28 protein-coding genes and 1 riboswitch are annotated in these 25,726 nt (G+C 42.0%); of the genes, 14 read left to right on the top strand and 14 right to left on the bottom strand.

Annotated elements, in window-relative coordinates; translation table 11 throughout:
* The first annotated feature begins 75 nt into the window (after positions 1-75).
* Positions 76-471, top strand: a complete 396-nt coding sequence (locus ACFX4I_RS16445) for a hypothetical protein (RefSeq protein ID WP_377421783.1) — start codon at positions 76-78, stop codon at positions 469-471.
* A 69-nt stretch (positions 472-540) separates the two neighbouring features.
* Here ACFX4I_RS16445 and ACFX4I_RS16440 read toward each other — a convergent pair whose 3' ends face one another.
* Positions 541-1,344, bottom strand: coding sequence for an alpha/beta hydrolase (locus ACFX4I_RS16440; protein ID WP_230301548.1), 804 nt, complete (start codon positions 1,342-1,344; stop codon positions 541-543).
* Between the two features lie 210 nt (positions 1,345-1,554).
* On the opposite strand from ACFX4I_RS16440, the gene ACFX4I_RS16435 reads away from it, so the two are divergent.
* Positions 1,555-2,073 carry a gamma carbonic anhydrase gene (locus ACFX4I_RS16435; protein ID WP_063234974.1) on the top strand — a complete coding sequence of 173 codons (519 nt, stop codon included), beginning with the start codon at positions 1,555-1,557 and terminating at the stop codon, positions 2,071-2,073.
* 540 nt (positions 2,074-2,613) lie between these two features.
* Here ACFX4I_RS16435 and metK read toward each other — a convergent pair.
* Complete coding sequence (gene metK, locus ACFX4I_RS16430) at positions 2,614-3,807, bottom strand: methionine adenosyltransferase (RefSeq protein WP_096340908.1); 1,194 nt, start codon at positions 3,805-3,807, stop codon at positions 2,614-2,616.
* Between the two features lie 162 nt (positions 3,808-3,969).
* Positions 3,970-4,132: riboswitch (SAM riboswitch) on the bottom strand.
* Positions 4,133-4,562: 430 nt separating this feature from the next.
* Here metK and pckA point away from each other — a divergent pair.
* Positions 4,563-6,149 (top strand): phosphoenolpyruvate carboxykinase (ATP), encoded by a 1,587-nt coding sequence (gene pckA / locus ACFX4I_RS16425; protein ID WP_377421781.1) that lies wholly within the window; start codon positions 4,563-4,565, stop codon positions 6,147-6,149.
* Between the two features lie 528 nt (positions 6,150-6,677).
* Here pckA and ACFX4I_RS16420 read toward each other — a convergent pair.
* The 3 genes from ACFX4I_RS16420 to ACFX4I_RS16410 are packed head-to-tail and all read right to left on the bottom strand — an operon-like array spanning position 6,678 to position 10,566.
* The gene (locus ACFX4I_RS16420) at positions 6,678-7,979 is read right to left on the bottom strand and encodes a nucleotide sugar dehydrogenase (protein WP_377421779.1); all 1,302 of its coding nucleotides are present in this window, start codon (positions 7,977-7,979) and stop codon (positions 6,678-6,680) included.
* A gap of 41 nt (positions 7,980-8,020) precedes the next feature.
* The gene (locus tag ACFX4I_RS16415) at positions 8,021-9,337 is read right to left on the bottom strand and encodes a glycosyltransferase (protein ID WP_283932285.1); all 1,317 of its coding nucleotides are present in this window, start codon (positions 9,335-9,337) and stop codon (positions 8,021-8,023) included.
* Between the two features lie 23 nt (positions 9,338-9,360).
* The gene (locus ACFX4I_RS16410; protein WP_377421777.1) at positions 9,361-10,566 is read right to left on the bottom strand and encodes a glycosyltransferase family 4 protein; all 1,206 of its coding nucleotides are present in this window, start codon (positions 10,564-10,566) and stop codon (positions 9,361-9,363) included.
* A 190-nt stretch (positions 10,567-10,756) separates the two neighbouring features.
* Between ACFX4I_RS16410 and wecB the strand changes: the two genes are divergently transcribed.
* Both wecB and ACFX4I_RS16400 read left to right on the top strand, forming a co-directional pair.
* Positions 10,757-11,899: a non-hydrolyzing UDP-N-acetylglucosamine 2-epimerase gene (gene wecB, locus ACFX4I_RS16405; RefSeq protein WP_230301552.1), complete on the top strand. Its 1,143-nt coding sequence runs from the start codon at positions 10,757-10,759 to the stop codon at positions 11,897-11,899.
* A gap of 95 nt (positions 11,900-11,994) precedes the next feature.
* Entirely contained in the window at positions 11,995-12,183 is a 189-nt protein-coding gene (locus ACFX4I_RS16400; protein WP_230301553.1) for a Fe3+ hydroxamate ABC transporter substrate-binding protein, read from the top strand.
* 188 nt (positions 12,184-12,371) lie between these two features.
* Here ACFX4I_RS16400 and ACFX4I_RS16395 read toward each other — a convergent pair whose 3' ends face one another.
* From ACFX4I_RS16395 to ACFX4I_RS16380, 4 genes are all read right to left on the bottom strand, one after another.
* The gene (locus ACFX4I_RS16395) at positions 12,372-13,142 is read right to left on the bottom strand and encodes a sulfite exporter TauE/SafE family protein (RefSeq protein ID WP_230301554.1); all 771 of its coding nucleotides are present in this window, start codon (positions 13,140-13,142) and stop codon (positions 12,372-12,374) included.
* Between the two features lie 40 nt (positions 13,143-13,182).
* Positions 13,183-13,647, bottom strand: a complete 465-nt coding sequence (locus ACFX4I_RS16390) for a 2-thiouracil desulfurase family protein (protein WP_377421774.1) — start codon at positions 13,645-13,647, stop codon at positions 13,183-13,185.
* A 253-nt stretch (positions 13,648-13,900) separates the two neighbouring features.
* Positions 13,901-14,143 (bottom strand): DUF2584 domain-containing protein, encoded by a 243-nt coding sequence (locus ACFX4I_RS16385; protein ID WP_076370015.1) that lies wholly within the window; start codon positions 14,141-14,143, stop codon positions 13,901-13,903.
* Between the two features lie 41 nt (positions 14,144-14,184).
* A complete protein-coding gene (locus ACFX4I_RS16380; protein WP_377421772.1) occupies positions 14,185-14,973 on the bottom strand; it encodes an alpha/beta hydrolase family protein in 789 nt (262 codons plus the stop codon).
* Positions 14,974-15,108: 135 nt separating this feature from the next.
* Here ACFX4I_RS16380 and ACFX4I_RS16375 point away from each other — a divergent pair, with 135 nt between their 5' ends.
* Genes ACFX4I_RS16375 through ACFX4I_RS16365 form a run of 3 tightly spaced genes read left to right on the top strand, consistent with a single transcriptional unit; the run spans position 15,109 to position 17,689 of the window.
* Positions 15,109-16,110: an ABC transporter substrate-binding protein gene (locus tag ACFX4I_RS16375; RefSeq protein WP_377421770.1), complete on the top strand. Its 1,002-nt coding sequence runs from the start codon at positions 15,109-15,111 to the stop codon at positions 16,108-16,110.
* A gap of 27 nt (positions 16,111-16,137) precedes the next feature.
* Positions 16,138-16,908 carry an ABC transporter ATP-binding protein gene (locus ACFX4I_RS16370; protein WP_230301557.1) on the top strand — a complete coding sequence of 257 codons (771 nt, stop codon included), beginning with the start codon at positions 16,138-16,140 and terminating at the stop codon, positions 16,906-16,908.
* Positions 16,898-17,689, top strand: coding sequence for an ABC transporter permease (locus ACFX4I_RS16365; protein WP_230301558.1), 792 nt, complete (start codon positions 16,898-16,900; stop codon positions 17,687-17,689). The genes ACFX4I_RS16370 and ACFX4I_RS16365 overlap by 11 nt, the downstream gene beginning before the upstream one ends.
* A 174-nt stretch (positions 17,690-17,863) precedes the next feature.
* Here ACFX4I_RS16365 and ytkD read toward each other — a convergent pair whose 3' ends face one another.
* Positions 17,864-18,334: an RNA deprotection pyrophosphohydrolase gene (gene ytkD / locus ACFX4I_RS16360; RefSeq protein WP_309519725.1), complete on the bottom strand. Its 471-nt coding sequence runs from the start codon at positions 18,332-18,334 to the stop codon at positions 17,864-17,866.
* Between the two features lie 113 nt (positions 18,335-18,447).
* Positions 18,448-18,798: a hydrolase gene (locus ACFX4I_RS16355; protein ID WP_377421767.1), complete on the bottom strand. Its 351-nt coding sequence runs from the start codon at positions 18,796-18,798 to the stop codon at positions 18,448-18,450.
* A gap of 226 nt (positions 18,799-19,024) precedes the next feature.
* Between ACFX4I_RS16355 and ACFX4I_RS16350 the strand changes: the two genes are divergently transcribed.
* On the top strand, positions 19,025-19,291 hold the full coding sequence (locus ACFX4I_RS16350; protein ID WP_370694063.1) for a DUF6154 family protein: 267 nt from the start codon (positions 19,025-19,027) through the stop codon (positions 19,289-19,291).
* A 95-nt stretch (positions 19,292-19,386) separates the two neighbouring features.
* On the opposite strand, the gene ACFX4I_RS16345 is transcribed toward ACFX4I_RS16350, so the two are convergent.
* Positions 19,387-19,827 carry a Dps family protein gene (locus tag ACFX4I_RS16345; RefSeq protein WP_230301561.1) on the bottom strand — a complete coding sequence of 147 codons (441 nt, stop codon included), beginning with the start codon at positions 19,825-19,827 and terminating at the stop codon, positions 19,387-19,389.
* A 123-nt stretch (positions 19,828-19,950) separates the two neighbouring features.
* On the opposite strand from ACFX4I_RS16345, the gene ytzI reads away from it, so the two are divergent.
* Positions 19,951-20,106, top strand: a complete 156-nt coding sequence (gene ytzI, locus ACFX4I_RS16340) for a YtzI protein (RefSeq protein ID WP_081108936.1) — start codon at positions 19,951-19,953, stop codon at positions 20,104-20,106.
* Positions 20,107-20,144: 38 nt separating this feature from the next.
* Here the strand turns inward: ytzI and ACFX4I_RS16335 are convergent, their stop codons facing one another.
* Positions 20,145-20,618 (bottom strand): S-ribosylhomocysteine lyase, encoded by a 474-nt coding sequence (locus ACFX4I_RS16335; protein ID WP_137019600.1) that lies wholly within the window; start codon positions 20,616-20,618, stop codon positions 20,145-20,147.
* Positions 20,619-20,808: 190 nt separating this feature from the next.
* Between ACFX4I_RS16335 and yidD the strand changes: the two genes are divergently transcribed.
* Positions 20,809-21,048 (top strand): membrane protein insertion efficiency factor YidD, encoded by a 240-nt coding sequence (gene yidD / locus ACFX4I_RS16330; protein WP_377421765.1) that lies wholly within the window; start codon positions 20,809-20,811, stop codon positions 21,046-21,048.
* 121 nt (positions 21,049-21,169) lie between these two features.
* The gene (locus tag ACFX4I_RS16325; protein WP_377421763.1) at positions 21,170-22,120 is read left to right on the top strand and encodes a metal ABC transporter solute-binding protein, Zn/Mn family; all 951 of its coding nucleotides are present in this window, start codon (positions 21,170-21,172) and stop codon (positions 22,118-22,120) included.
* Between the two features lie 46 nt (positions 22,121-22,166).
* Here the strand turns inward: ACFX4I_RS16325 and ACFX4I_RS16320 are convergent, their stop codons facing one another.
* Entirely contained in the window at positions 22,167-23,246 is a 1,080-nt protein-coding gene (locus ACFX4I_RS16320) for a DctP family TRAP transporter solute-binding subunit (RefSeq protein ID WP_230301563.1), read from the bottom strand.
* A gap of 140 nt (positions 23,247-23,386) precedes the next feature.
* Here ACFX4I_RS16320 and ACFX4I_RS16315 point away from each other — a divergent pair, with 140 nt between their 5' ends.
* Positions 23,387-24,997, top strand: a complete 1,611-nt coding sequence (locus ACFX4I_RS16315; RefSeq protein ID WP_377421761.1) for an ATP-binding protein — start codon at positions 23,387-23,389, stop codon at positions 24,995-24,997.
* On the top strand, positions 24,990-25,685 hold the full coding sequence (locus tag ACFX4I_RS16310; RefSeq protein ID WP_309519722.1) for a response regulator: 696 nt from the start codon (positions 24,990-24,992) through the stop codon (positions 25,683-25,685). Before ACFX4I_RS16315 ends, ACFX4I_RS16310 begins: the two co-directional genes overlap by 8 nt.
* The last annotated feature ends 41 nt before the right edge of the window (positions 25,686-25,726 follow it).

The following is a 25,726-nucleotide window of genomic DNA, read 5'->3' as shown; positions in this document are numbered from 1 at the left end:
TTGCCAATCATAACTTTTTGAATTTTTCGTCTATAATGATTACAATGATAGAAAATAGATAAGAGGGTGCAAAAAATGGAACATTTGCCCACTTCAATACTGACGGATATATTGACTGAAAAAATCAAAAGGGATTCAAGTGAGCAATACGGGGATTTTGTCAGCTCGCTTAACTCGTTGACAGAAAAACCAAAAACCATGGAGGACCTCAAACAATTCGATCATCATTTTGATAAGTTCCTGTCACAGCTCGATTTAATGATTTCCACCCAAAACCATGAAGCAATCATGAATATGAAAGCGACGCTTTTGGACCTATTCGCCAATGACTTGACCTTCAAATCCATTTATCTTCTATCGACCGCATTATCCAATAAAAAAGAACTTACACATTTAAACCAATTTATGTATCCGGTTACTTTCTGGGCACCGGTCATCAAATCAAACGAAATGCTTAAAAACGCAGGCTGATCCAAATAAAAAAAGCTGCCGAGATCTAACTTCGGCAGCTTTTTCATTTATCGTGACAGTATGTACTGATCAAACGACATACCCTAATATCTTTAAACGGTTTTCAACAAAACTCAGCGCATATTGAAATACATCATCACGCTCTGGTTCATTGAAGATTTCATGATAAAGCTTCGGCCATTCCTTATATTGCTTTTCACTGGCCAAGTTATAATTAAACCACTCACGAACAGCCTTCTTATTCACGATTCGGTCATCTCCGCCCTGCATGACCAAAAGCGGCACATCCTGAAATTCAGGAATCTCTTCAAAAGCATCTTTCATGGCCTGTGCAAGCTCCCGATACCAGCGAATCGAAACCTTCGTGATATATAATGTATCGTTTCTATCGGATTCACGAATTTCCGCACTTCTCGTCGCCATTTCAGGTGTCAATCCGGAATCTACCCTGAACATGGGCATCACGATGTTCAAACCATGCGAGATGGTTGTAAGGAACTTCGGCGGCTTCGTCACGAGGCCCAAGCATGGAGAAGAAAGAATCACCCCTGCAATGTCCCATTCCTCTTCCTGAAGAAGGCGTATCGAAATCAAACCGCCCATGCTGTGTCCAAGTAAAAAGACCGGCAACGAATATTCGTAAGCCTCTTCTATCCAGCTTTTCACTTCATCCAAATACTCATCAAAGGAATCGATATGTCCCCGGTAGGCGCGAGTTGTCATACCCTGCCCAGGAAGGTCGCCCATGACGACATGGTATCCAGCTGAAAGCCACATTTGTGTTACCCACTTATAACGTCCGTGATGTTCCATTGCCCCATGAATGATGACAATGACGCCCTTTGCGTCTCCTTCTGTCTCCCATTTCCACATTCGAAATCCCCCTTTCACTTTTCACTTGTTGTATACGATCCATGATAGTCAAAATAATATATATAAATTATAACCATATTCGTGATTTTCGACAAAAAAGAAATCTAACAAGTTGTACATTGCTATTATAAATAGCCAAGTATATTTGCATACGGTATATTAAAATAATACATAAAAATATTCACTTCGGAAAGGAAATGATTGAAAATGATTATTTATCCGTATAAAGGCAAAGAACCTGAAATCGCTGAAAGCGCTTATATTGCCGAAAATGCTGTAGTGACAGGTGATGTCAAAATCGGCGACGAAACATCCATTTGGTTCAATTCCGTCATTCGCGGTGATGTATCCCCAACCATCATCGGGAAAAAAGTCAGTATACAGGATAACAGCGTCCTGCACCAAAGCCCAAATAATCCATTGATCATCGAGGATGAAGTGACCATTGGCCATCAGGTCATTTTACATAGCTGTAAAATCCGCAAAGGAGCTTTGATCGGCATGGGATCGATCGTACTTGATGAAGCCGAAATCGGCGAAGGTGCATTCATCGGTGCCGGCAGTCTCGTTCCCCAAGGTAAAGTCATTCCACCGAACATGTTGGCATTCGGACGTCCAGCTAAAGTCATTCGCGAAATTAACGAAGAAGATCGCCAGGATATGGAACGCATCGTACGTGAATACGCCGAAAAAGGCCAATACTATAAAACGGCGGAACGAATAAAGTAACTCACGTGTAATTGACTGAAAGTTATGAGTATTGCACTGAAACTCACGAGTAAACGTTCCAAACTCACGAGTAATTGCACTAATTCACGAGTAAATTGCTCGAACTTACGAGTAAATTGCTCTAATTCACGAGTAAACGGCTCGAATTCACGAGTAATTGCTACAAATTCACGAGTAAACCGCTCGAACTCACAAGTAAATGCTGCAAACTCACGAGTAAACGGCTCGAATTCACGAGTAATTGCTACAAATTCACGAGTAAACGGCTCGAACTCACGAGTAAATGCTACATATTCACGAGTAAACGGCTCGAACTCACGAGTAAATTGCTCAACTCACGAGTAAATGCTACAAATTCACGAGTAAACCGCTCGAACTCACGAGTAGTTGACCCAAACAAACTTGTAAACGCCCTGACTCACGGCGTATTGCACGTAACTTGAATTTCTTTGGGATTTCTTGAATTATTCCCGCTGAAGGCAAAATTAATCCATAAAAAAAGGTGCCTCGCTAATTGCGGGACACCTTTTTCTATATGGATTACGCTTGTGCTTTTAATGTTTCTGCTTTGTCCGTGCGTTCCCATGGAAGATCGACATCTGTACGGCCAAAGTGTCCGTAGGCAGCTGTTTGTTTGTAGATCGGGCGACGAAGGTCAAGCATTTTGATGATACCTGCTGGACGAAGGTCGAAGTTAGCGCGAACTAGGTCAACAAGGACTTCTTCGCTAACTGTACCAGTTCCGAACGTATCAATTGAGATAGATACAGGCTCTGCCACACCAATTGCGTATGCCAGTTGAACTTCCGCTTTGTCGGCAAGGCCGGCTGCCACGATGTTTTTCGCAACGTAACGAGCAGCGTATGCAGCAGAACGGTCAACTTTAGTAGCATCCTTACCAGAGAATGCACCGCCGCCGTGACGAGCGTAACCGCCGTAAGTATCAACGATGATTTTACGTCCAGTAAGACCAGCATCCCCTTGAGGTCCGCCAATTACGAAACGGCCAGTCGGGTTGATGAAGTACTTAGTATCGGCATCGATCAATTCAGCTGGAACGACTGCTTTGATCACATGTTCTTTTAGATCGGCTTGAATTTGTTCAAGCGTAATTTCTGCATCATGTTGTGTAGAGATAACGATCGTATCTACACGTACAGGAACGTTATTTTCATCATATTCCACAGTTACCTGTGTTTTACCATCAGGGCGTAGGTAAGCAAGAGTTTCATCTTTACGAACTTGAGCCAAGCGGAATGAAAGTTTATGCGCCAATGAAATCGGAAGCGGCATAAGCTCTTCTGTTTCATTACAAGCAAATCCGAACATAAGACCTTGGTCCCCTGCACCGATTGCATCGATTTCTTCCTCTGACATGTTTCCTTCACGAGCTTCCAATGCTTTGTCGACACCAGCTGCGATATCGGCAGACTGCTCATCAATGGAACTTAACACGGCACAAGTTTCAGCATCGAAACCGTATTTCGCACGTGTGTAGCCAATTCCTTTAATCGTATCACGAACGATACGCGGAATATCCACGTAAGCGGACGTTGTAATTTCACCAGCAACAAGTACAAGACCTGTAGTTACGCTAGTTTCACACGCAACACGTGCATTTGCATCCTTAGCTAGGATAGCATCTAAAATGGAATCTGAAATCTGGTCACAAATTTTGTCCGGATGGCCCTCTGTAACAGATTCAGAAGTAAATAGACGTTTCTTTGACATCATATTTCCTCCTTGGAAGTTAGTATGTTGCAGGCAAAAGCCTGATTTTTACGGAACTCGTTTCCCTCATTAGTTTCAACTATAGACACAGAATTACTTAAAAAAACACAAAAACCTTCCCTGGCAAATGAGGAAAGGTTTAACATTCTGTCTTCTATCCTTTCACTCTTATCGTTCAAGGGTTTTTTACCTTGCTCAGGTTAGCACCATCACCACTATTCCTTGAAGACCTTCGCTTTATTTTCGGCGATCGATCTTGGAGTCAAGTTCAATATGGCAGGTTGCTGGGTTTCAAAGGGCCTGTCCCTCCACCAACTCGGGATAAGAGAATCCGTACAATTTAAGATATTATCGTATCTGGCAGGAACTTGTCAATGCTTTTCTAAAAAGAACATTTCCACCCAGAATGGCGTTCATTTGAAAAAACATGTTGATACAACGTCCTAGAAGGGTTTACAATGCAAAACACGAATAGAAATGCTGTAAATTGCCATTAATAATAAAGGAATGAGCATCCGAAAAGAAACGACATCCTGACTTTCCCTTTAGACATATATTGTTTACTTACTTCCTATTAAAATAAAATTTTCTTCATGAAAGTTTATGCGATAATCCTGAATCGGTTCCTGCCGGATTAAAATGATTAACGCGACCAACTGAAAATAATCACAAATTAAAATAAATAGTATAGACTAATTAAATGAATGTGTTATACTAATTGTAATCTAAAAACTTAAACAAAGGAAGGTACCTCATATATGAATTCTGTAGACGTTTCTAATGAGTTACACCAATTATTAACAGGAAACAATGTGCAAACTCAACTTTCAGTTCCTCAATTGGTCGAAAAAGTATTAAGCAGAAATGAAGGCGTTCTAACATCTACCGGTGCGGTAAAAGCTGAAACTGGCAAATATACAGGTCGTTCACCTAAAGATAAATATATCGTGGAAGAAGCATCAGTTAAAGATAAAGTCGATTGGGGTTCAGTGAACCAGCCAATTTCCGAAGATGTGTTCAATAAACTATATAATAAAGTAGTTGACTACCTAAAAGCAAAAGAAGAGATTTTTGTTTTTAAAGGTTTCGCTGGTGCAGACGAATCATCACGTCTTCCTATCCGTGTTGTTAATGAATATGCTTGGCATAACCTTTTCGCCCATACTTTGTTCATCCGTCCAAACGAAGAGGAACTGAGAGGTCACGAAGCTGAATTCACAATCCTTTCTGCACCTAACTTCAAAGCAGACCCGGAAGTTGATGGAACTGCATCCGAAACTTTCATCATCGTTTCATTTGAACGCCGTACAATCTTGATCGGCGGAACGGAATATGCAGGAGAAATGAAAAAATCGATCTTCTCGATCATGAACTACTTACTTCCAGAGGCTGGAATCCTTCCAATGCATTGCTCTGCTAACGTAGGACGTGAAGGGGACGTCGCTTTATTCTTCGGACTGTCCGGTACAGGCAAAACGACATTGTCTGCAGACACTAGCCGTAAACTGATTGGCGATGACGAGCACGGCTGGTCTTCTAACGGCGTATTCAACATCGAAGGCGGCTGCTATGCTAAAACGATCAACCTTTCACGTGAAAAAGAACCGCAAATTTTCGATGCGATCCGTTTCGGTGCCGTACTGGAAAATGTTGTTGTTGATCCGGATACACGTGAAGCGAACTATGATGACAGTTCATTGACTGAAAACACTCGTGCTGCTTACCAAATGCAAGCGATCGATAACATCGTGAACCCAAGTATTGCAGGACACCCAAATACAATCATTTTCTTGACAGCTGATGCTTCAGGCGTTCTGCCTCCAATCAGCAAGCTTTCCAAAGAACAGGCAATGTTCCACTTCCTAAGCGGATACACTAGTAAATTGGCTGGTACTGAAAGAGGCGTAACTTCACCGGAAGCTACATTCTCCACTTGCTTCGGTTCACCATTCTTACCGCTTCCAGCTACACGCTATGCTGAGATGCTTGGTGATAAAATTGACGAGCACAATGCAAAGGTATACCTTGTCAACACTGGATGGACTGGCGGTGCATACGGAACTGGAAGCCGCATGAAACTTGCTTACACTCGTGCAATGGTACAAGCTGCACTTGAAGGTGAATTAGCGAACATCGAAACGATCAAAGATGACATCTTCGGTTTGGATATCCCGCTTCATGTTCCTGGTGTTCCTGATGAAGTGCTTCAACCGATCAAGACTTGGGCAGATCCTGCAGCTTATAAAGAAGCAGCAACAGACCTTGCCGCTCAATTCCGTGCAAACTTCAAGAAATTCAAAAGCGTTCCAAGTGAAATCGAGGAACTTGGCGGACCGACAGCTTAATAAATCTTTCACAAAAGGACCAAGCTCTTGCTTGGTCCTTTCTGTTTGTCGCCAAGAAATGTCTCTTCCCGAACATTGATTTTAAAACAAGAGTATGTTTTCCTTCATGGTTTTAAGCCAAGTAGGGCGAAAAATGGCGTCTACGGTCGAATATAGTGCTGGGCAGGGCGTAAAACGGCATCTGCCGTCGATATTAATGCCGTATATGGCGAAAAGACGGCGTCTGCGGTCGATTAATGCCGTATATGGCGAAAAGACGGCGTCTGCGGTCGATTAATGCCGTATATGGCGAAAGACGGCGTCTGCGGTCGAATAACGGACTTGCCGAGACCCCGCCAGATGCCCGCGGCAAGAGGCTTGGCAGACGGACAGTCTCGGCGGAAAGGAAGCTGAATTCCGAAACTAACTGGAACGATACTACAACTGAAAGGCCCAAGCTCTTGCATGGTCCTCTTCATTGGAAAAAGGGCACTGTCATAGTCAGCGCCCCCTTTATCCTTATTCCACTAACGATGTTTGTCCAAGTTTTTAGATGATCGCTTTATTCCTGGCTTTTTTCATGGACATCGTTTTGTATTGATATATATTGCCCAGGTTGGCCACCGGGACATCTGTTTTAGTTGCATCAATGCAATTGCGTGTATCCAATATCAATTTATTGCTCATGAGATTCGATAGCTTATCATAATCCACTTGTTTAAATTCATCATGGTCAGTCAGGACAAGTATCAAGTCGGCATCATTTACAGCGTCTTCCACAGATACGACTGGCATCTTTCCGGATTGGACATGAGGGTCATGCAAGGCTACATCCATGTTGTCCATCCCCATCAAGATATTGACGACATCAATGGCGGGACTTTCACGAATATCATCTACATTTCCCTTGTATGCAAGACCGAAAACAGCTACTTTTGGCTTCCGGATCCCCTCTAGCATCATCCTTACGGAATTAACGATGTAATAAGGCATCGATACGTTGGTATCACGGGCCAATTTAATGATTCTCGCATACTCTGGTGCCTTTGCAACGACGAAATACGGATCGACCGCTAAACAATGGCCGCCAACTCCAGGTCCTGGTTGGTGAATATTGACACGAGGGTGTTTGTTTGCCATCGATATGACATCCAAAACATTGATATCCAGCTCGAAACAGATTTTCGTGAGCTCATTCGCAAGGGCGATATTGACATCCCTGAAGGTGTTTTCCATCAGTTTGGACATTTCAGCCGTTTTCGCATCCGTCTGAATGATCTCCCCTTGAACGAAAGTTTTATAAACAAGACTTCCTTTATATGAGCATGTTTCCGTGATGCCCCCGACGATACGGTTATTATGAACCAACTCTTCAAGAATCCTTCCAGGTAAAACACGTTCCGGACAATGAACGAGGAAAATGTCTTTTCCGATGGTAAGGCCCGTCCTCTCGATCATCGGTTTAATATGATCATCCATACTTCTCGGCGCTATCGTCGATTCGACAATGATGACATTCCCTTTTTTGATAAAAGGAAGAATGTTGGAGGTTGCATCCATGACATGAGTTAAATCACAAGATTGGTGTATGTCCTTTTTATTTGGTGTAGGCACCGCGATAATGAAAACATCCGCATGTTCCGGGCTTAACGCAGCTCGGAACTTATTGGAAATAAGCACTTCTTGCAATACCTCTTCCAAACCTGGTTCTTCAATATGGAGCCTGCCGCTATTCAAATTGGAAATAATCTCAGGATGGATATCCACGCCGACAACATCGACACCGTGTTTCGCAAACATTAAAGAAGTCGGAAGTCCTATATAACCAAGTCCGATTGTACAAAGTTTCATATAAACCACTCCTATCTATTTTTCTGCTACGCTCACATTTGTTAGGCTGTTTGATAGATTTCGATAAAGATTTCCTTCTCTTGTTTCCAATTGTATTTTTGTCGTGCCTTCAGGCAGTTATTGCTCATTTCCGCCCTTTTTTCAGGATGTTTCAATAAGTAATTGACACCTTCGGCAATTGATTTTGGATCATGTGAATCGACACACACACCGATTTTTTCCGTATCGACAACCTTTTGAATTTCAGGAAAGCTGCAAGCAACCACAGGCACACCGCTCATCATGTATTCAAACAATTTATTTGAAGATGCGGAGTAGTGATTAAAGCAGACATTATTCAATATCTGAAAACCTAAATACGCATTTTTTGTATAATGAAGCAGCTCGTCGACCGGAACCTTCGGCAGGAACTTCACACGATGCTCCAGATTCATGTCGCTTACTTTTTTCATTAATTCGTCCTTGATCCTTCCATCCCCGATAAAAACTATCGTCCCGCCTTCGATCATCGGTACAGCATCAACCAATTGCTCTAACCCTCTTCCCATTTGCACGCCGCCTTGGTATAACAATATCGGTTCATTCTCTGGCAAATCGAGCAGCTCATGCAAATTCACTGCCGTACTTTCCTCAGGATTGGTTGGAATCGGGTAGTTATGGACCACCTTGGGATACAGACCATATAAGTCTTCGTTATACTTAGCTCTCGTATGGTTTTCGGCAATCATTTCATCGACGAACATTAATAGGAATTTCTCCATCATCCCATAAATTCGGCTATTATATCCCGTTCTGCTCGTTTGCACCTCATGCGAGTCATAAATCAGCTTTTTTCTTCTCAACCATTTACTGCTGATCGCTCCCTGCATGAGCGTATTCAAGTCATTCGAATGATAAAAATCATATTTCCCTTTCCGGCCATGATAGATCATTTGACCAAAAATATAGCTCCTTGTTAATAGGGTCGGCAGCTTCGTTTTAGTGATGATCATGGTGCCCATCGCAAGGAGTGCAAGGGAACCGAACAGTATTCCCGATCCCAGCCAGCCGTTGATCAAGTTCAGGTTCCACAACGTATTCCAGACCAATAAGGCCAATAGAACGATTTCAAACTTCTTTTTCTTCAATTTGCCTACGATCCTGAGAATCCTATGAAGCGCCTCCCAGCGGTTATTCACCCTAGTGACGGAGAAACCATTTTGGTGTTTCTCCTTTTTGGGCATATCCTTGATCTTCCAGTTATGAATGGCAATTAAATCGACTTCATAACCCGCTTCAGTAAGTGCTGTGCACTCTCTTAAAACCCTCGCATCGTTTGTAAAGTGATTCCACACGAACATACATACTTTCTTCGCCATGTTGTCCTCCACTTCCGGATTTTTCAGCCTGACGCTTCCATCACATTGATGAGACCTTTAATATTTTTAGACCATTGAAAATGTTGTTTAGCATACCGATGACCGTTTTCCCCCAGTTCTTCACGAAGGGTTGGATCTGAGGCCATGGTCAAGATATGCTGACAGATTTCATCAACCTTCCTGCTCTCTGCCACCAGCCCGCATTTCGCCTCTTTGAGCATCTTCTTGGCCCTGCCGTCCACATCACCGACAATCGGTTTTCCGACACACATATAATCGATGATTTTACCAGGCAAAACCTTATTGAAGACTTCTTTTTCAACCAAGCTCACATAGGCAATATGGGACGTTGAAACTTCATGAAGGGTCACTCTTCGGTTCATCGCATTAATCATCTTAATATTAGTCAGCCCTCTAGAGCTTATCTCCTTCTCCACTTCGGATATCCGATATCCATATCCAATCATCGAGAACTCGATTTGTTTATGTTCCCTTAGCTTTTCAGCCACGGCTATCAGTTTTTTCAAGTCCTGAGCCAGTCCGATATTCCCCGCATAAACGACCTTGATTACTTTTTCCGATACGGGTGTAAGCAAATTCTTTAACGTCAGCTCATCCGCAGTAAGCGAATTAGGGATGAATTGGATGGCCTCCTCCTTGACTCCCTTTGCAACGATATAATCCCTGAAACCAGGACTATTGATGATAATAAAATCCGAATGCCGATATAGCTTCCTTTCCAGGAAGAAAGCGATTTTCAAAACCCACTTATTAGTGAATACCCCAACTCCTATCAGCGATTCCGGCCATAAATCCCTGACATCGGTAATGAGTTTCGCCTTCATCTTCTTCTTGGCGATCAACGCCGCAAATGTCGGGAAGATCGGCGGGGTTGTGGCAAACACATAATCATATTTTTTTTCGAGACGGATGATTGTATAAATGAAAAGCCACATCGCTTCAAGATAATGAAGCAAACGCTTCCCCATATTGCTTGTATACCTCTTCACTTTGTCCGGTTTAATCCTGATGACATCTTCTTCAATGCTTTCTTCATCCCAAAACTTTGTATCTTGATATAAACTTTGATTAGGATAACTCGGCTTCAATGTGATGACCGTTACCTCAAATCCGTTTCTTTTCAAATGGAGATATATATTTTTCATTCTATTTCCCGCACTTCCGATTTCCGGATAAAAGTTTTGTACGATCATCAGGACGCTTTTCATATTCGCCTATCACCTCTATTCTGCTTAGCTATGCTTCCTGCTTTATATTGTAAATGCCAGTTATTAACTGAAGGTTAAAGAAATATAAAGTCCTCATTAATATTGTAAAAATTCTGTTAATTATTGTTTCATTTTTAAATTTCCCATGAACTTCCCGTTATAATGGTGGAGACATTCAGAAGAGGAGGAAATGAGCATGCCTAAACAACGTATAAAGGTCATGACCGTATTTGGTACAAGACCAGAGGCTATCAAAATGGCACCAGTCGTTTTGGAACTGAAAAAGCATCAAGAAGAAATAGAAACCATCGTGGTGGTCACCGCCCAGCATAGGGAAATGCTCGACCAAGTCTTGCAATGTTTTCAAATAAAGCCTGATCACGATTTGGATATGATGAAGGATAGACAAACATTAGAAGAGATTACAACTCGAGGGCTTGAAAAATTGAGTTCGCTCATGAAAGATATAAAACCGGATATCGTCCTCGTTCATGGGGATACAACGACAACTTTCATCGCAAGCTTGGCCGCCTTCTATAATAAGATACAGATTGGTCACGTTGAAGCTGGTCTCCGTACTTGGAATAAGCATTCACCGTTCCCTGAAGAAATGAATCGACAGTTGACCGGAGTCTTGGCTGACTTGCACTTTGCGCCTACCAAAAGGGCTGCTGAAAATCTCCTAGCGGAAAATAAGAACAATGATTATATCCATATTACCGGCAACACTGTCATCGATGCCTTGAAAACAACGATACAAAAAGACTACATGCATCCGATTCTCTCCGGGTTGAATGGTGATAAAATGCTATTAATGACCGTACACCGCCGTGAAAATATCGGAAAACCCATGGAAGGAATATTCCGTTCCGTGAAACGGCTTCTTGATGAACACGGGGATATCCAAGTTGTTTTCCCCATTCATAAAAACCCAGTCGTTCGCGAAATCGCTCATGAGATTTTCAACGATAATGATAGGCTGCATATAATAGAACCTTTAGAGGTGATTGATTTCCATAATTTCGCGGCTCGTTCACATCTAATCCTGACAGATTCCGGGGGCGTTCAGGAAGAAGCCCCATCACTAGGCGTTCCCGTTCTCGTGCTGCGCGATACGACAGAACGTCCGGAAGGAATCGACGCTGGCACTCTCTTATTGGCAGGGATTGAGGAAGATCGAATTTACCAATTGACCAATAATCTGCTTACAAGCGAAGAGGCCTATAGAAAAATGGCGACAGCTTCAAACCCATATGGAGATGGATTCGCTTCACAGCGGATTGTCGAAATCCTGTTAAAGCATTGCGGAATGAAATCCCCCCTTCCTTTATGAAAAAGCACAAGAAAATAATGAAAAAAGCCTGTCACGTAAGCGGCAGGCTTTTTCTATGGGTGATCAAAAACTTTAAATTGCTGGGAGGTGTTTAGGTGTTCGAGGAAGATCCCAAGTGTATTAAATGTGGTAAAGAAATTAAGGGGGAAGAAGTCGTTCTTGTGAAGATGCGTTATCCGAAGCGTAAAGGGATGTCTGAAATAAAGGCATATCTAAAAAATGAAGGAAGTTTCATCTGCGAAGTTTGTTTTGATAAGGAGGATAAAATCTCCCTGCCGAATTGATAGTCTTGACACGAAACAGGAGGATTAGCATGAAAAATCAAGTTACCCCCTAGCTAAGTATGGTAAGGTCAAGGGTCAATTTGGCGTTCACCGGGACTTGAATTTCACAAAATGAATGTATAAATGGCCGCAAATACGCATTGTATCTCCGGCCATTTTTAATAGGAATCATTCGCGGAAACCATCCATCAAAACACATGAAAATAATTAAGGACATTTTTTCCAATCAATAAAACCGTGACGCAAATGAATAATATCCGTACATAGGAAGCACCTTTCTTAATTGCGAAGTTCGTTCCTGCCAATGCTCCTGCGACCATTGCAATACCCATCGGAATTCCATAGGCAAAGTTGACGGTCCCCATGGATAAGAAAATGATAAGTGCGGCAATATTGCTTCCAAAATTCAATATTCTTGCATTCCCGGCAGCCTGGACAAAATCAAACCCGATGATCAAAAATGAAAATAATAAAAAGGATCCTGTGCCCGGTCCAAGAAAACCATCATAAAAACCAATCGCAAATATTATGACTATCAAAAGAATCATTTTCTTCCTTTTCAGCCCTTTATACTTTGCGTCTTTACCCCAATCCTTTTTTACCAACGTATAAATCGCGACAATGACCAGCAAAATCAAAATGAGGGGCTTCAGTATCTCTGCGGAAACGAAATGTACAACGTATGCTCCTAACGCCGCTCCAATCACTGTAATAGGAAACAGCTTGATGACGAATTTGAAATCCACTTTTCCAGCCCGAATGAATGAAATCGTACTTGTTAAAGATCCCATTGTCCCCGCCAGCTTGTTAGTGGCAAGTGCTGCTGAAGGCGAAATCCCCGTGAACAATAAAGCTGGAATGGAAATTAATCCGCCCCCGCCCACAACGGAATCGATGAATGCGGCAATAAAACCCGCAAGTACTAAAAATAGCAAAGTATAGAGATTGATATCCTCCATATATTCCCCTTCTTTCAAAAGCACTATCTATAATGCCTTCTCATTTTTCTACCAGATAATCGAATAACCTTTCCTCTGAAATGACCGTGAATCCATGCCGCCTAAGCAAAGCCGCAGTCACTCCATTCCCGACCTTCTTCTCCCCCTTGAATTCCCCATTATAAATCGTGGCACTTCCACAGGATGGACTATTTTCTTTTAAAACAACTAACGTCGCCCCTACCTCCTTGGCTTTCAATAATGTAAGGTTCGCTCCCTTTATGTACAGTTCCGTTACATCCCTGCCCGACTTTTCGATGATCTTCGCTTTTCCATCAAGGACATCCCCACCTTCACCGCCAACTATCTCCGCAGGATCCCTCGGTGTCGAAAAACCGCCAAGCAACTCAGGACAAACCGCTATAGCCTTTTTCTCCTTCACTAATTCCATAATTCCATCATCCAAGCTGTGTGTACCATTGTATCTTACCTCAAGACCCGCTAAACATGAGCTCACCAAAATCATCAAATCACCCCACCTCATTCGCTTTACACCATTTTACCATTCTTTTAATGACAATCATTTCGAAGATTGAATCCACCAGGAATTTTGCGCTGATAAGATGTCGGCTGGAATATTGGCGTGTAAGTCGAATTTTGGGAGTTTACGGTCGATTTCATTGGTGAACAGGTCGAATTATTTGCGCACATGGTCGAATTATGCAACAATTCAAAAAAAGCGCTTGCTGCGAGTCGATTCCCAGCAAGCGCTTGTCTATTTAGTTAGTTGAGTTCAGTGATAGTAGTTGGTACGTAATGATGGTCTTTTCACTTGTCCATTCAATTTTTTGGATAACGGCTGTTCCGCTTGAGTCAGATTGAATCGTCTTGCGGACATCGATTGGAATATCGATAGGGTATAACCTGTAACCATCTTTCGACAGCCGAAAAATGTTTTCTTCTTCACGGGTTTCGTTCCCTTTTGTAACGATCATGGTATTTAGCTCCATAGGCATGCCCATGTGAATCTCCTCCTCTTGCCAATATATACTTCATTCTATCATTATTCGGTTTTACTTTTCATCCAAGATGTTAAATCTTCGACTACTTTTCTATTCACGGCCGGTGGGAAGTAATGCGTAAATTGAGGGAAATACCAGCTTTCGACCTCTTTGTCGTGCATTTTCAACCTTTTTTCCAAACGGTACGCGTGTTCAATGGCGACATTGGCATCTTTTTCACCATGAATGATCAGAACGGGTACATTCAAATCTTCAATAGCAAACAATGGCGTACGGTATTCATACTGATCGGGACATTTTTTAGGTGTTCCGCCAATGACCCGCTTCATCATCCGACGCATATCGACACGTTCGACATATGTTAAAAACATATCCGACACACCTCCCCATGTGACGATCGACGCTGCATTCCTGCAGTATATCCCAGTCCAAAGCGCCATGATGCCGCCACGGGAAAATCCGAGGATATGAATGTGATCCTTGTTCACCCGGGGGTGCCGTTCAAGAAGATTGAAGCCTGCTATCGCATCGAATCTATCTTCGCCTCCAAAATCCTCATCTCCCTCCCCTCCTTGATTTCCACGGTAAAAAGGGGCAAAAACGATGAAACCTTCTACGGCATACTGTACGATCCTTGCAGGCCTCACCTTGCCGACATTTTTTATCCCGCCGCGTAAATATAAGAAAGCGTCATGTATTTCGCCATCAACCGGTTCAGCTAGCAGCCCTTTTACCTTCAAGCCTTGTGATATGTATGTGACTGAATAAAGATGGATTCGTGGATGCGGTGATGGAAACCGCCGTTTTGAAATAATCGTTCCGTTCTCCAATTTCCACTCTCCTTTCTCTTTATTCTTATTGTAAAACATCCGCTTGTTTTTATCCCCTGAGAGGCATTCACATTTTTTTCTTCCGTTCATACGATAATGTAGGCAAAATACCTATATATCAAGGAGGAAGGACTTTTGAAAAAATGGTGTAAAGCAGGTGTCGTGTTTTTACTTCTGTGCATGCTGGTGATCCCGCTTGGAGCATGCGGCAACAAGGAACAGGAAACAACGAAAGTCAGGGTTGCCGAAGTTACCCGCTCCCTATTCTATACACCGCAATATGTAGCGATTGAAAAAGGATTTTTTAAAGATGAGGGTCTCAGCATTGATTTGAAAACGACGGCAGGCGGCGACAAGACGATGACCGCGCTTCTGTCCGATGGGGCGGATATTGCCCTCGTCGGCTCTGAAACATCGATTTACGTTCAGGCACAAGATTCGAAAGACCCCGTCATCAACTTCGCTCAATTAACACAGACGGATGGAACGTTTCTTGTTTCACGTGAAAAAATTGACAACTTCAATTGGGATATGCTGAAAAACTCTACATTCCTAGGCCAGCGAAAAGGCGGAATGCCGCAAATGGCCGGCGAGTTCGTATTGAAAAAACATAACATAGACCCGAAAAAAGATTTGAACCTCATCCAGAATATTGATTTTGCGAATGTCGCAACTGCCTTCGCTTCCGGAACCGGCGATTTCGTTCAACTGTTCGAACCAACGGCCAGTGTGTTTGAAAAAGAAGGAAAAGGATATATCGTCGCTTCTTTCGGCACCGAATCCGGGCATCTTCCCTATACAGTTTATATGGCTAAGGAAAGCTATTTGAAAGAAGACAAAGAGACTGTCGAAAAATTCACGAGGGCTTTGAAGAAAGCACAGGATTGGGTTCAGGAAAAAGATGCTGCCGAAATTGCCGAAGTCATTCAGCCGTATTTTGAAGATACCAATATCGAGACCATGGAAACAGTTATCAACCGCTACAAAGAACAAGGATCCTTTGCCACAGACCCCATTCTTGATGAAGAAGAATGGAACAATCTGCAAAACATCATGGATGAAGCAGGCGAGCTGCCTTCACGTATAAGCCATGAAGAGCTGGTCAATACAGATTTTGCAGAAGAAGTCACAAAATAGCATAGCTAAAGGTAAGGAGGATGTCCGATGAGCTTTTTAAAAATCCAAGACATTCACCATACTTATTTTTCAAATCAGACGGCAGCGACCGCACTAGCGGACATTTCCCTCGACATTGAAAAAGGTGAATTCGTCTCTTTTCTAGGTCCGAGCGGCTGCGGAAAAACCACCCTGCTTTCCATCATCGCCGGGTTATTTCCGCCCACTGCAGGAAAGATCCTGCTCGAAAACAAACCGCTGAAAGCCAACAGTGACCTTTCAATCGGCTATATGCTGCAGCAGGATTATCTATTTCCATGGAAGACTATAGAAGAAAATATATTATTAGGATTGAAACTGATTAAAAAGGATGAAGGCCTTGAAAGAATAAAAACACTGAAACTTTTAAGTGACGTTGGATTGGGAGGCACCGGAAAATCATATCCGCGCGAACTCTCCGGAGGAATGAGGCAAAGGGCTGCACTGGCACGAACACTGGCGGTCGACCCAAAAATCCTTTTGCTTGATGAACCATTTTCGGCTCTTGATTACCAAACGAAACTGAAGCTGGAAGACCTTGTTTTTGAAACCCTCAAATCCTTCGGAAAGACAGCCGTGCTCGTCACCCATGATATCGGTGAAGCCATTGCAATGAGTGACCGCATCTATCTGTTTTCCGCGAACCCGGGAAGCGTGCACAAAATCTTCAAGGTGCCCGATGAACTGCGTGAACTCACGCCTTTCCATGCACGAAACCATCCACAGTATCAGATGCTATTCCAAACGATCTGGAAGGAGCTTGAGAGCCTTGAATATTGAACAGCTTCATAACCATTATAAAACCTCATTAAAAAAAGAAAACAGGCTCATCCGCTTTTATCAGATCCTGATTTTTATCGTTTTTTTCAGCAGTTGGGAACTTTTATCCCGGACGGAAGTGATCGATCCGCTCATCTTCAGCTCCCCAACTAAAGTATGGCATCTTTTCATACAGAAACTAGGTGATGGAACACTGCTATCCCATTCCGGAGTGACGCTATTCGAGACCGTTCTCGGCTTTATCATAGGGACACTGTTTGGAACGATCCTGGCATCCCTGCTTTGGTGGTCGCCAAGATTATCCAAAACACTTGACCCCTATCTCGTCATTTTAAATGCCATGCCGAAAGTGGCACTCGGCCCCATCATCATCGTAGCATTCGGCCCTGGCTTTCCATCCATCATCTCGATGGGGGCGATCATCTCCATCATCATCACTACCATCGTCGTCTACACCGCATTTCGCGAAGTCGACCCGAACTACCTGAAGGTACTCCAAACTTTTGGAGCCACAAGAACACAAGCTTTTCGGGAAGCCATCTTACCCGCCTCCTTCCCAACGATCATCTCGACATTGAAAGTGAATGTCGGCCTCTCATGGGTCGGCGTCATCGTAGGGGAATTCCTTGTTTCGGCCAAAGGACTCGGCTACCTAATCATTTATGGCTTTCAAGTCTTCAACTTCACCCTCGTAATGCTTGCCTTGATGATCATTGCCGTCTTTGCCACAATCATGTATCAACTAGTAGAACTGCTCGAGCGAAAACTAATCAAAGACTAACCAAACTGCCGATAACCCTCGGCAGTTTTTCATTCATGCTTAGAATGAATTTAGTTGAGTTTCGGCCATTACTCGTGAATTTCGGTGATTTACTCGTGAATTTTGGCCATTTACTCGTGAATTTCAGCCATTTACTCGTGAATTTTGGCCATTTACTCGTGAATTCCAGCAGATTCAGTCGTTTCTCAGCAAAATGGCATCATCCAGTCTTGATAAGCTCAACGGTACAATCTCGTCTTTCATGATGAAGCTAAACTCATCACCGAGTACATCCGGCAATGCTTCCAAAAAGATCGGGCCTTCCGTTTCCAGGTAATTCTGTTTCTTCTCTACTTCACGCAATGCAGCATAGTATATTGATTTAACGAATGGCTTCACTGGATCATGTACTTTATATTGTCCTAAAAATTGCAGCTGGCCCACCAGGCCTCCTGTTTCTTCATACACTTCCCTTATGGCCGTTTCTTCAATCGTTTCCCCTGCTTCCCGCTTTCCTCCGGGGAACTCCAATCCCCGCTCTCTATGTTTGGTCAATACCCACCTTCCCTTATATCTGCTTAGCACAAAAACATGCCAAGACTCTCCAAAGACAGGATCCTCTGAGTATTCTACCTTATATCCGTTCTTATCAAGAAAACGTTTCATTTTTCCCCTTCTCTCCGTATAAGAAATAACGCTATGTCCCTTCTCTCATTATATGGGTAATAAAATACACTATCCAGCCAGAATCTGCATCACACCAAAAAAACGATGGACCCTCAATATTCGAGGCCATCGTCTGTTGGTTTTGCCTGTAAAATCCCCATGCTTTCTATATGCCGTCTTCCTTCATCAGTACCTAGAGCATAAATCATCTCGTAAATTTTTTGGAGCGTGATATCCTGTTTATCATTTTCACGGTCAAAATGGAATTGAAGGTATGGGACATGAGCCCGGTAAAAATTTTCTTCGCCTATTGAATAATTATAATCAAATAATTCACGTAACTTGATGATTTCATTATCGGTCGCCTCGATCTCGAAATTCCATGGAGAACTTTCCCTATCTTGTGTTATCTGTCCATTTGGAAGCCAAATGTAATATTTTTTCCTGTTTTCAGACACATTCATCGACCCTTTCCATATATCCTACGCTTATTTTTCACGTATTTCCCGACTTCATACAATGGAAAATTTTGTTTACAGAATAACAAAGATGTTAAATAATAGATTAAAGTATCTTTCAAAGGGTAAAACATATAATAAGCCCAAGCATCCTTTAAGATTTTTATATGCACCCAGAGGTTTTTTTGATAACCTACATATAAAGAGATAACGGATTTCTAATAAATGTGAGGTGAGAGTTTTGAAGTTAATTGAAGAATTATACAATATGTACCGTGATAAGATGACTGGTGATGAAGAAGATATTGATATGCTTACTTTTGCGGTTCTGGAACAACTTGACCGCAAGGAAATTTTCGAATTGCTTCAAGAGATGGATGATCAAGAACTGACCAATTTAATGGGCCTTTACATTATTGAAACGTTAAAAGGGAAGTTCGCTCAAAATAGTATGAACGACACGAAACCTACACATTTTCCGCCAAGGAATATTCATTAATACATACCTTGTCAGGTGTCCCTCTTTTGATGGATGCCTTTTTTATTTTTTTAACCAGAAAAAAAGCCCTGCCGAAGCAAGGCTTTTCCTATATCTTAATGTCCTAAATACGCTCGCAGCATCCAAGCATGTTTGTTTAGGCTTTTCTTCATGCCTGTCAGCATATCAGCCGTAACCGGATCTTCTTCTTCGGCAACTGCGATGATTTCCAGGAACTCTTCGGATAGCTTCTCAAAATCACTGATGACGCTTTGAACCATATCTTCTGTATTTTCATTACCTGTAGCTTCTTCGATCGTCGTTAATTCCATGTACTCTTTAAGGGTGGCAACCGGCTTTTCACCAATGGCCAATAACCTTTCAGCCAATTCATCATAGTTGGATGTCACTTCTTTATATAACTCTTCCAATTTTTGGTGAAGTTCAAAGAAGTGCGGACCATTCACGAACCAGTGGTAATTATGAATTTTCGTATAAAGAACACTGAAGTTTGCAATTTCCTTATTCACTAAAGTTCCTAATTTTTTCTGAGCCATAAATATCTACCTCCGTAGTTGGTTATACCTTTATAATTCCCTCTATTCCAAAATTGAAACATTTTCTGATTATGTTCTTATGCTAAAATGAATCTAAATTGTGAACGTTAGGAGCTGTGAAGTATGATTACGGTTTTAGTCATATCCATCATTGTGATTCTGATTGTATTGGCCTTATCGGTCCTAACAATCGGAAAAGGTTACAGCTACAAGCATACAGTGGATCCCATCGATCCTTTGCCTGAGGATGAGGGAAAAAAAGAAGAACCCGAAAAATGAAAAAAGTTCCTGTCACAAATATGACAGGAACTTTTTTATTAACCGAAAACTTTATGAAGATCTTCTTTATCTTGTGCAAGCCAGAAATTCATTAATTTCTTAGCCCCTTCAAGATCATGCAATTTTGCTTGGCCGCATTGTTTTTCGTTTGCAGCTGGAATTTCGGTAATTGTAACAGCATCCTTGAATGTATCTTCAAGAACATCGATGATTTCCGTCACTGTCGGCTCACCGCTGACAACAAGGTAATATCCTGTTTGACATCCCATTGGCGAAATATCGATTATATCAAAATGATCGTAGCGCTCGGAATGCTTACGGATATTGAATGCAAGCAAGTGTTCCAGGGTATGGATCGTATCCGGCTTCATCGCTTGTTTATTCGGCTGGCAAAAACGGATATCAAATTTATTAACAACACCGTCTGTTCCTACCTTATGGACACCGCAATGTCTAACATATGGGGCTTTAACAGCATTATGATCTAATTCAAAGCTTTCAACTGAAGGCATTTAATTCACTCCTTAATTGTATGTCATCTCTATTTTACCTTGAATAACAATATATTTCATCCTTTAAAATTAATTCTCATTATATCAATCGGAATACCAATATGCTTATTCCTTTTTACCCTTATTGGAAATTTAGAAAATATGCTATAATGAAGGGTAGTGAATTTACTCGAAAAGAGATGAAAGCATTGTGTTGAAAAAAATATTAATGGGATTCATCCGTTTTTACCAAGTTGCTATTTCTCCATTAAAACCGCCTACCTGCCGTTTTTACCCAACTTGTTCCCATTATGGTTTGGAAGCGATCAATCGTTTTGGACCTATAAAAGGAAGCTGGTTAGCACTCATCCGGATTCTTAAATGTCATCCGTTTCATCCAGGGGGCATTGACCTTGTCCCTGAAAAAAAAGAAAAAAGTGAGGACCAATAGAAAAAAACCTTGCTTTCTTTTGCAATTTTTTGTATCATACAGAAGTCAAATCGTAATCATTTCGTTTTTATCACATAACATTCAAATCGTAATCAATACGAATTATAAAGGAGCATTTCATATGATAATCCGAGCATTGCTCTCACTTTTCCTTATTACTGCGGTATTTTTGTCAGCCTGCGTCAACTCAAAGGGAGAATCGAGTAAAGAAGAAACCAAGGATGCCTTAGATATATATACGACGGTTTACCCTTTACAGTACTTCACAGAGGCCATTGGCGGGGAGTACGTAAATGTCAAGACGGTTTATCCTCCCGGAACGGATGAACACTCATTCGAACCCTCTCAAAAAGATATTGTAAAAATGGCTGAGTCAGACCTATTTTTCTATATTGGCTATAATCTTGAAGGCTTTGTAACAAAGGCTGAACCAATTCTAAGCAAAGAAGGCGTCAGTACGATCGCGGTGGGCGAAACGGTTCATCTTGATGAAGATGAGCATGCACACGAAGAGGAACATTCACATGAAGAAGACGGTCATGACCATGGGGGCGTTAATCCGCATTTGTGGTTAGATCCCATCTATTCCATTGACATGGCTAAAACCATCAAGAATGAATTAACGAAAAAAATGCCGGAACAGGAAGAATATTTCAACAATCGTTTCAACGAGCTTTCCGAAAAGCTTGAGGCACTTGATGAAAAATTCGCAACGACGATCGAGTCAGGCCGTACCAATAAGATCATCGTTTCCCATTCTGCATATGGTTATTGGGAGGAACGCTATGGATTGGAACAAATTGGCGTCACAGGACTAACGTCTTCAAACGAACCTTCTCAAAAGGAACTGGGGAAAATCGTAACCATGGCTGAAGAAGAAGACTTGAACTACGTCATCTTTGAGCAGAATATCAGTTCTAAACTAACCGAGATCATCCAAAAGGAAATGGGAGCGAAATCACTTGAGCTCCATAACCTTTCCGTGTTGACGGATAAAGATATCGAAGCCGGTGAAGATTACTTCAGTTTAATGGAAAAAAATATCAAGACACTTCAAACTGCATTGCAATAGGAAAAAAAGCGGGCCCATTGGGTCCGCTTTTTTTGTCCCCCACTATTTAATGAGTGTTTTCGTTATCCTTTAAATGCTTCTCACGGATCTTTTCCATTTTAGTCATCAATTCGGTTCCAATCGTTGATTCGAATTCCGGATAGATGACGGTCATCTCATCCATCCATTCTTTCTTTTCCTCATCTGACAGTTTATAGATGTCGATATTCGATTTTTGCTGGATTTCCTTAAGCTGTTCCTGATTCAATTCATTTGATTTGATCCATAGCCATTTCGTTGTATCATCCATCGCCCGTTGGATTTGCTGCTGAATGTCCAACGGGAGTTTGTTCCAAAACGGCTTGTTTATCATGACGACATACCCTAAATAGCCATGATCACTGATCGTTAAATATTTTTGCACCTCATATAATTTCTTGGAATAGATATTCGAAATCGTATTTTCCTGGCTGTCCGTTTCATTGATTTCAAGGCTTTTAAACGTTTCATTAAACTCCAGCTGAGAAGTTGTCGCCCCAAAATGATTGAATTGGCTTTCCAGGACTGCACTTGGCATGATTCTAAAATTCTTTCCTGCAAAATCACTTGGATGCCGTATCGGTTTACTGCTTGTAATCTGTTTATAGTTATTCGACCAAAATGCGAGTCCCTCGATATCGATGGTATTCAGCTGCTTAAGCAGCTCTTCCCCCACTTCCCCATTCAATGCTTCCTGCAAGGCAGCGTCCGTTGGGAAGACGTAAGGGAGGTCCAATAGCATCCATTTCTTTGATATGCTCGTAATTTTAGATGTAGTTGGAGCAATCATCTGCACCTTGTTTTCTTGTAATGCTTCGATTTCTTCATGATCACTATATAATGACTGATTAGGATAAACTTCAATTTTGACACGATGATCTGTATATTCATCGACAAGTTGGGCAAACCGGTTCGCAGCTAGCCCTTTAGGTGTATTTTCGGCCACGACATGACTGAACTTAATCACGATTTGATCCTTCATCCCGATCTGCTCCTCATCCTTGGGCAAATTAAAACCGAAGCTTGTAAAGAACGATTGAAATGATATATACACTGCTATCAACAGCCCCAGGCCAATTAATAATAAGTACCCCCATAATGCACGCATACCGACAACTCCTCACCGCTCACTTCACATTATCACTATTCTATCACAGCTTTTTACTGTCGTAATACAATGCTCGAAAAATAGCGAAAAGTGATAGATATTCTGTTACTATAAAGTATAGAAGTAATGGAGGAAAAACAATGGATAAATCCTTTCATATGCCCATTCAAATTAAAATCACCCTGCTATCATTCGTAATCGTCGCTTTTTCGATACTAATAGGCGGGATTTTTATATTCGGAAACATCGTTTCGGTCAGGGAAGATGAAATTGGCAAACGATCCATGATCACTGCCCATACCATTGCCGAACTCCCTGAAGTACAAAAATTGGTCCGTGAGCCCGAAGGATGGACGCAGCTCAATCCGATTATTGAAAACTTAAGGAAGATCCATCAAGCCGATTATATAGTTGTGCTCAACAATCAGCATATACGTTATTCCCATCCGGTGTTCAGCCAATTGGGGACCCCTTCGGAAAGCAATGATGAAAGCGCTGCTTTCGCTGAGCACGAGTATCTTTCAAAGGCGGCTGGCGAACTTGGCATTTCCGTCCGTGCCTTTGTCCCGATCCTTGATAAAGATAGAGAGCAAATCGGCGTCGTTCTGGTTGGTAATATCTTGCCTACGATACCGGAGTTAATCAAGGATCTGAAAGGCGAAATCGCGATCATCCTGGTCCTTACACTTCTATTCGGGGTATGCGGCTCATGGCTCATGGCAAAAAGGATAAAAAAAGAGACCTTCCAACTTGAACCACATGAAATTTCACGGATGTTGGTTGAAAGGACAGCGGCATTCAATGCGATGCATGAAGGGGTCATTGCCATAGATAATAATGAAACAATCACGATTTTCAATGAAAAGGCTAAGCAAATATTCAATATCAACGGTGCAGTCATAGGCAAGAATATCAATGATATTATACACGATACCCGTCTCCCGGAAGTGCTCGACCGGACATCTCCCATCTTCAATCAGGAAATCTCCGTTCAAAACAGGAATATTGTAAGCAACCGGGTACCAATAAAGATTGCGGATAAAACGATCGGTGCCGTGGCCATTTTCCAGGATCGCACCGATGTGACGAAGCTAGCTGAAGAGTTGACTAGTGTCAAAGCATTCGTTGAAGCCCTGCGTGTTCAAAACCATGAACATATGAACAAACTTCATACGATAGCCGGATTGATCCAGCTAGGTAATCTTGACGAAGCGCTGCATTACATTTTTCAGATCACGGAAGAACAAGAGGAATTGACCAGGTTTTTAACGAAGCACATTCACGATGATAATTTAGTGGGGCTGATATTAAGTAAGATCTCATTGGGACGGGAACTCGGAATCGAGCTCATAATGGACAAGCACACGAAATTGGACTGCTTCCCCGCTGATTTGGATCATCATGATTTTGTTTTGATAATCGGAAACCTGATCGAAAATTCATTCGCAGCGCTAAAGCATTATTCTGAGGAAACAAAACAGGTTTATTTATCCATCTATCAGGATGAACTTCATTGTCAAATCGTGCTTGAGGATAATGGACCCGGCATTCCCGAGGACATTCATAAAGATATATTCGAGTATGGTTTCACAACAAAAGGTGCGGAAGGATCAGGAATTGGTCTTTACCTAATAGACCAAATTGTAAAAAAAGCGAACGGCGAAATGAAGTTTACGACACGCCCTAACGAAGGAACAAGCTTTTTTCTTTCTTTTCCGATGCACGATATAGAGGAGAACCAAAATGACTAACGAAATTCGTGTACTTTTAATTGAAGACGACCCAATGGTCCAAGAGGTCAACAAACAGTTCATCGAGCGCCTGCCTGCCTTTAAAGTCGTTGATACAGCTTCAAATGGGCTTGAAGGTCTGGAAAAAATCAGGCAGACTAAACCCGACCTTGTCATTTTGGACATCTTCATGCCTTCTTTAAACGGGGTTGATACACTTTATCAAATCAGAAAAGAGCAAATTGATGTGGATGTCATCATCATTTCAGCGGCAAATGATCAGAAAACGATCCGAAAAATGATGCAGAACGGGGCTTTTGACTATTTAATCAAGCCATTTAAATTCGATAGGCTAAAACATACGCTGGAACAATACTTCGCTTTTCGGATGGAGGTTGAACCTGACCATCAAATTTCTCAAACCCAGCTCGACCGAATTCTCTTTCAAAATAAAACACATTCTGAAGCGAGTCCGAAATATGATGTTCCCAAAGGATTGAATGGCGCGACTCTTGAGCAAGTGACGAAGTTCATAAAGAACCAGCCTGGGTCACTATCTGCAGAAGAAGTGGCTGATGGGATTGGTATCGCCAGAGTTACAGCAAGGCGCTATCTTGAATACTTGCATGGCGAAGAAGTCCTTCAGCTTGACGTACAGTATGGCAGCATAGGCCGCCCTGTCAATAGATACCGGCTTAAAAAACCTTAAAACGCATGGGGACCGGCTCGGAACGGTTCCCTTTTTACCTT

It is taken from the genome of Peribacillus sp. YIM B13472 (assembly GCF_042788005.1).
Lineage (GTDB): Bacteria > Bacillota > Bacilli > Bacillales > DSM-1321 > Peribacillus > Peribacillus simplex_E.
The sequence above is the reverse complement of the archived record's forward strand: the minus strand, read 5'-3'. Positions and strand labels throughout refer to the sequence as shown.

Excerpts from the sequence above, each read along its gene's own strand:
- ACFX4I_RS16445 (WP_377421783.1), top strand. The coding sequence starts at position 76 with ATGGAACATTTGCCCACTTCAATACTGACGGATATATTGACTGAAAAA.
- ACFX4I_RS16440 (WP_230301548.1), bottom strand. The coding sequence starts at position 1,344 with ATGTGGAAATGGGAGACAGAAGGAGACGCAAAGGGCGTCATTGTCATC.
- metK (WP_096340908.1), bottom strand. The coding sequence starts at position 3,807 with ATGATGTCAAAGAAACGTCTATTTACTTCTGAATCTGTTACAGAGGGC.
- pckA (WP_377421781.1), top strand. The coding sequence starts at position 4,563 with ATGAATTCTGTAGACGTTTCTAATGAGTTACACCAATTATTAACAGGA.
- ACFX4I_RS16420 (WP_377421779.1), bottom strand. The coding sequence starts at position 7,979 with ATGAAACTTTGTACAATCGGACTTGGTTATATAGGACTTCCGACTTCT.
- ACFX4I_RS16415 (WP_283932285.1), bottom strand. The coding sequence starts at position 9,337 with ATGGCGAAGAAAGTATGTATGTTCGTGTGGAATCACTTTACAAACGAT.
- ACFX4I_RS16410 (WP_377421777.1), bottom strand. The coding sequence starts at position 10,566 with ATGAAAAGCGTCCTGATGATCGTACAAAACTTTTATCCGGAAATCGGA.
- wecB (WP_230301552.1), top strand. The coding sequence starts at position 10,757 with ATGAGCATGCCTAAACAACGTATAAAGGTCATGACCGTATTTGGTACA.
- ACFX4I_RS16395 (WP_230301554.1), bottom strand. The coding sequence starts at position 13,142 with ATGGAGGATATCAATCTCTATACTTTGCTATTTTTAGTACTTGCGGGT.
- ACFX4I_RS16390 (WP_377421774.1), bottom strand. The coding sequence starts at position 13,647 with ATGATTTTGGTGAGCTCATGTTTAGCGGGTCTTGAGGTAAGATACAAT.
- ACFX4I_RS16385 (WP_076370015.1), bottom strand. The coding sequence starts at position 14,143 with ATGGGCATGCCTATGGAGCTAAATACCATGATCGTTACAAAAGGGAAC.
- ACFX4I_RS16370 (WP_230301557.1), top strand. The coding sequence starts at position 16,138 with ATGAGCTTTTTAAAAATCCAAGACATTCACCATACTTATTTTTCAAAT.
- ytkD (WP_309519725.1), bottom strand. The coding sequence starts at position 18,334 with ATGAAACGTTTTCTTGATAAGAACGGATATAAGGTAGAATACTCAGAG.
- ACFX4I_RS16355 (WP_377421767.1), bottom strand. The coding sequence starts at position 18,798 with ATGAATGTGTCTGAAAACAGGAAAAAATATTACATTTGGCTTCCAAAT.
- ACFX4I_RS16345 (WP_230301561.1), bottom strand. The coding sequence starts at position 19,827 with ATGGCTCAGAAAAAATTAGGAACTTTAGTGAATAAGGAAATTGCAAAC.
- ytzI (WP_081108936.1), top strand. The coding sequence starts at position 19,951 with ATGATTACGGTTTTAGTCATATCCATCATTGTGATTCTGATTGTATTG.
- ACFX4I_RS16335 (WP_137019600.1), bottom strand. The coding sequence starts at position 20,618 with ATGCCTTCAGTTGAAAGCTTTGAATTAGATCATAATGCTGTTAAAGCC.
- ACFX4I_RS16325 (WP_377421763.1), top strand. The coding sequence starts at position 21,170 with ATGATAATCCGAGCATTGCTCTCACTTTTCCTTATTACTGCGGTATTT.
- ACFX4I_RS16320 (WP_230301563.1), bottom strand. The coding sequence starts at position 23,246 with ATGCGTGCATTATGGGGGTACTTATTATTAATTGGCCTGGGGCTGTTG.
- ACFX4I_RS16315 (WP_377421761.1), top strand. The coding sequence starts at position 23,387 with ATGGATAAATCCTTTCATATGCCCATTCAAATTAAAATCACCCTGCTA.
- ACFX4I_RS16310 (WP_309519722.1), top strand. The coding sequence starts at position 24,990 with ATGACTAACGAAATTCGTGTACTTTTAATTGAAGACGACCCAATGGTC.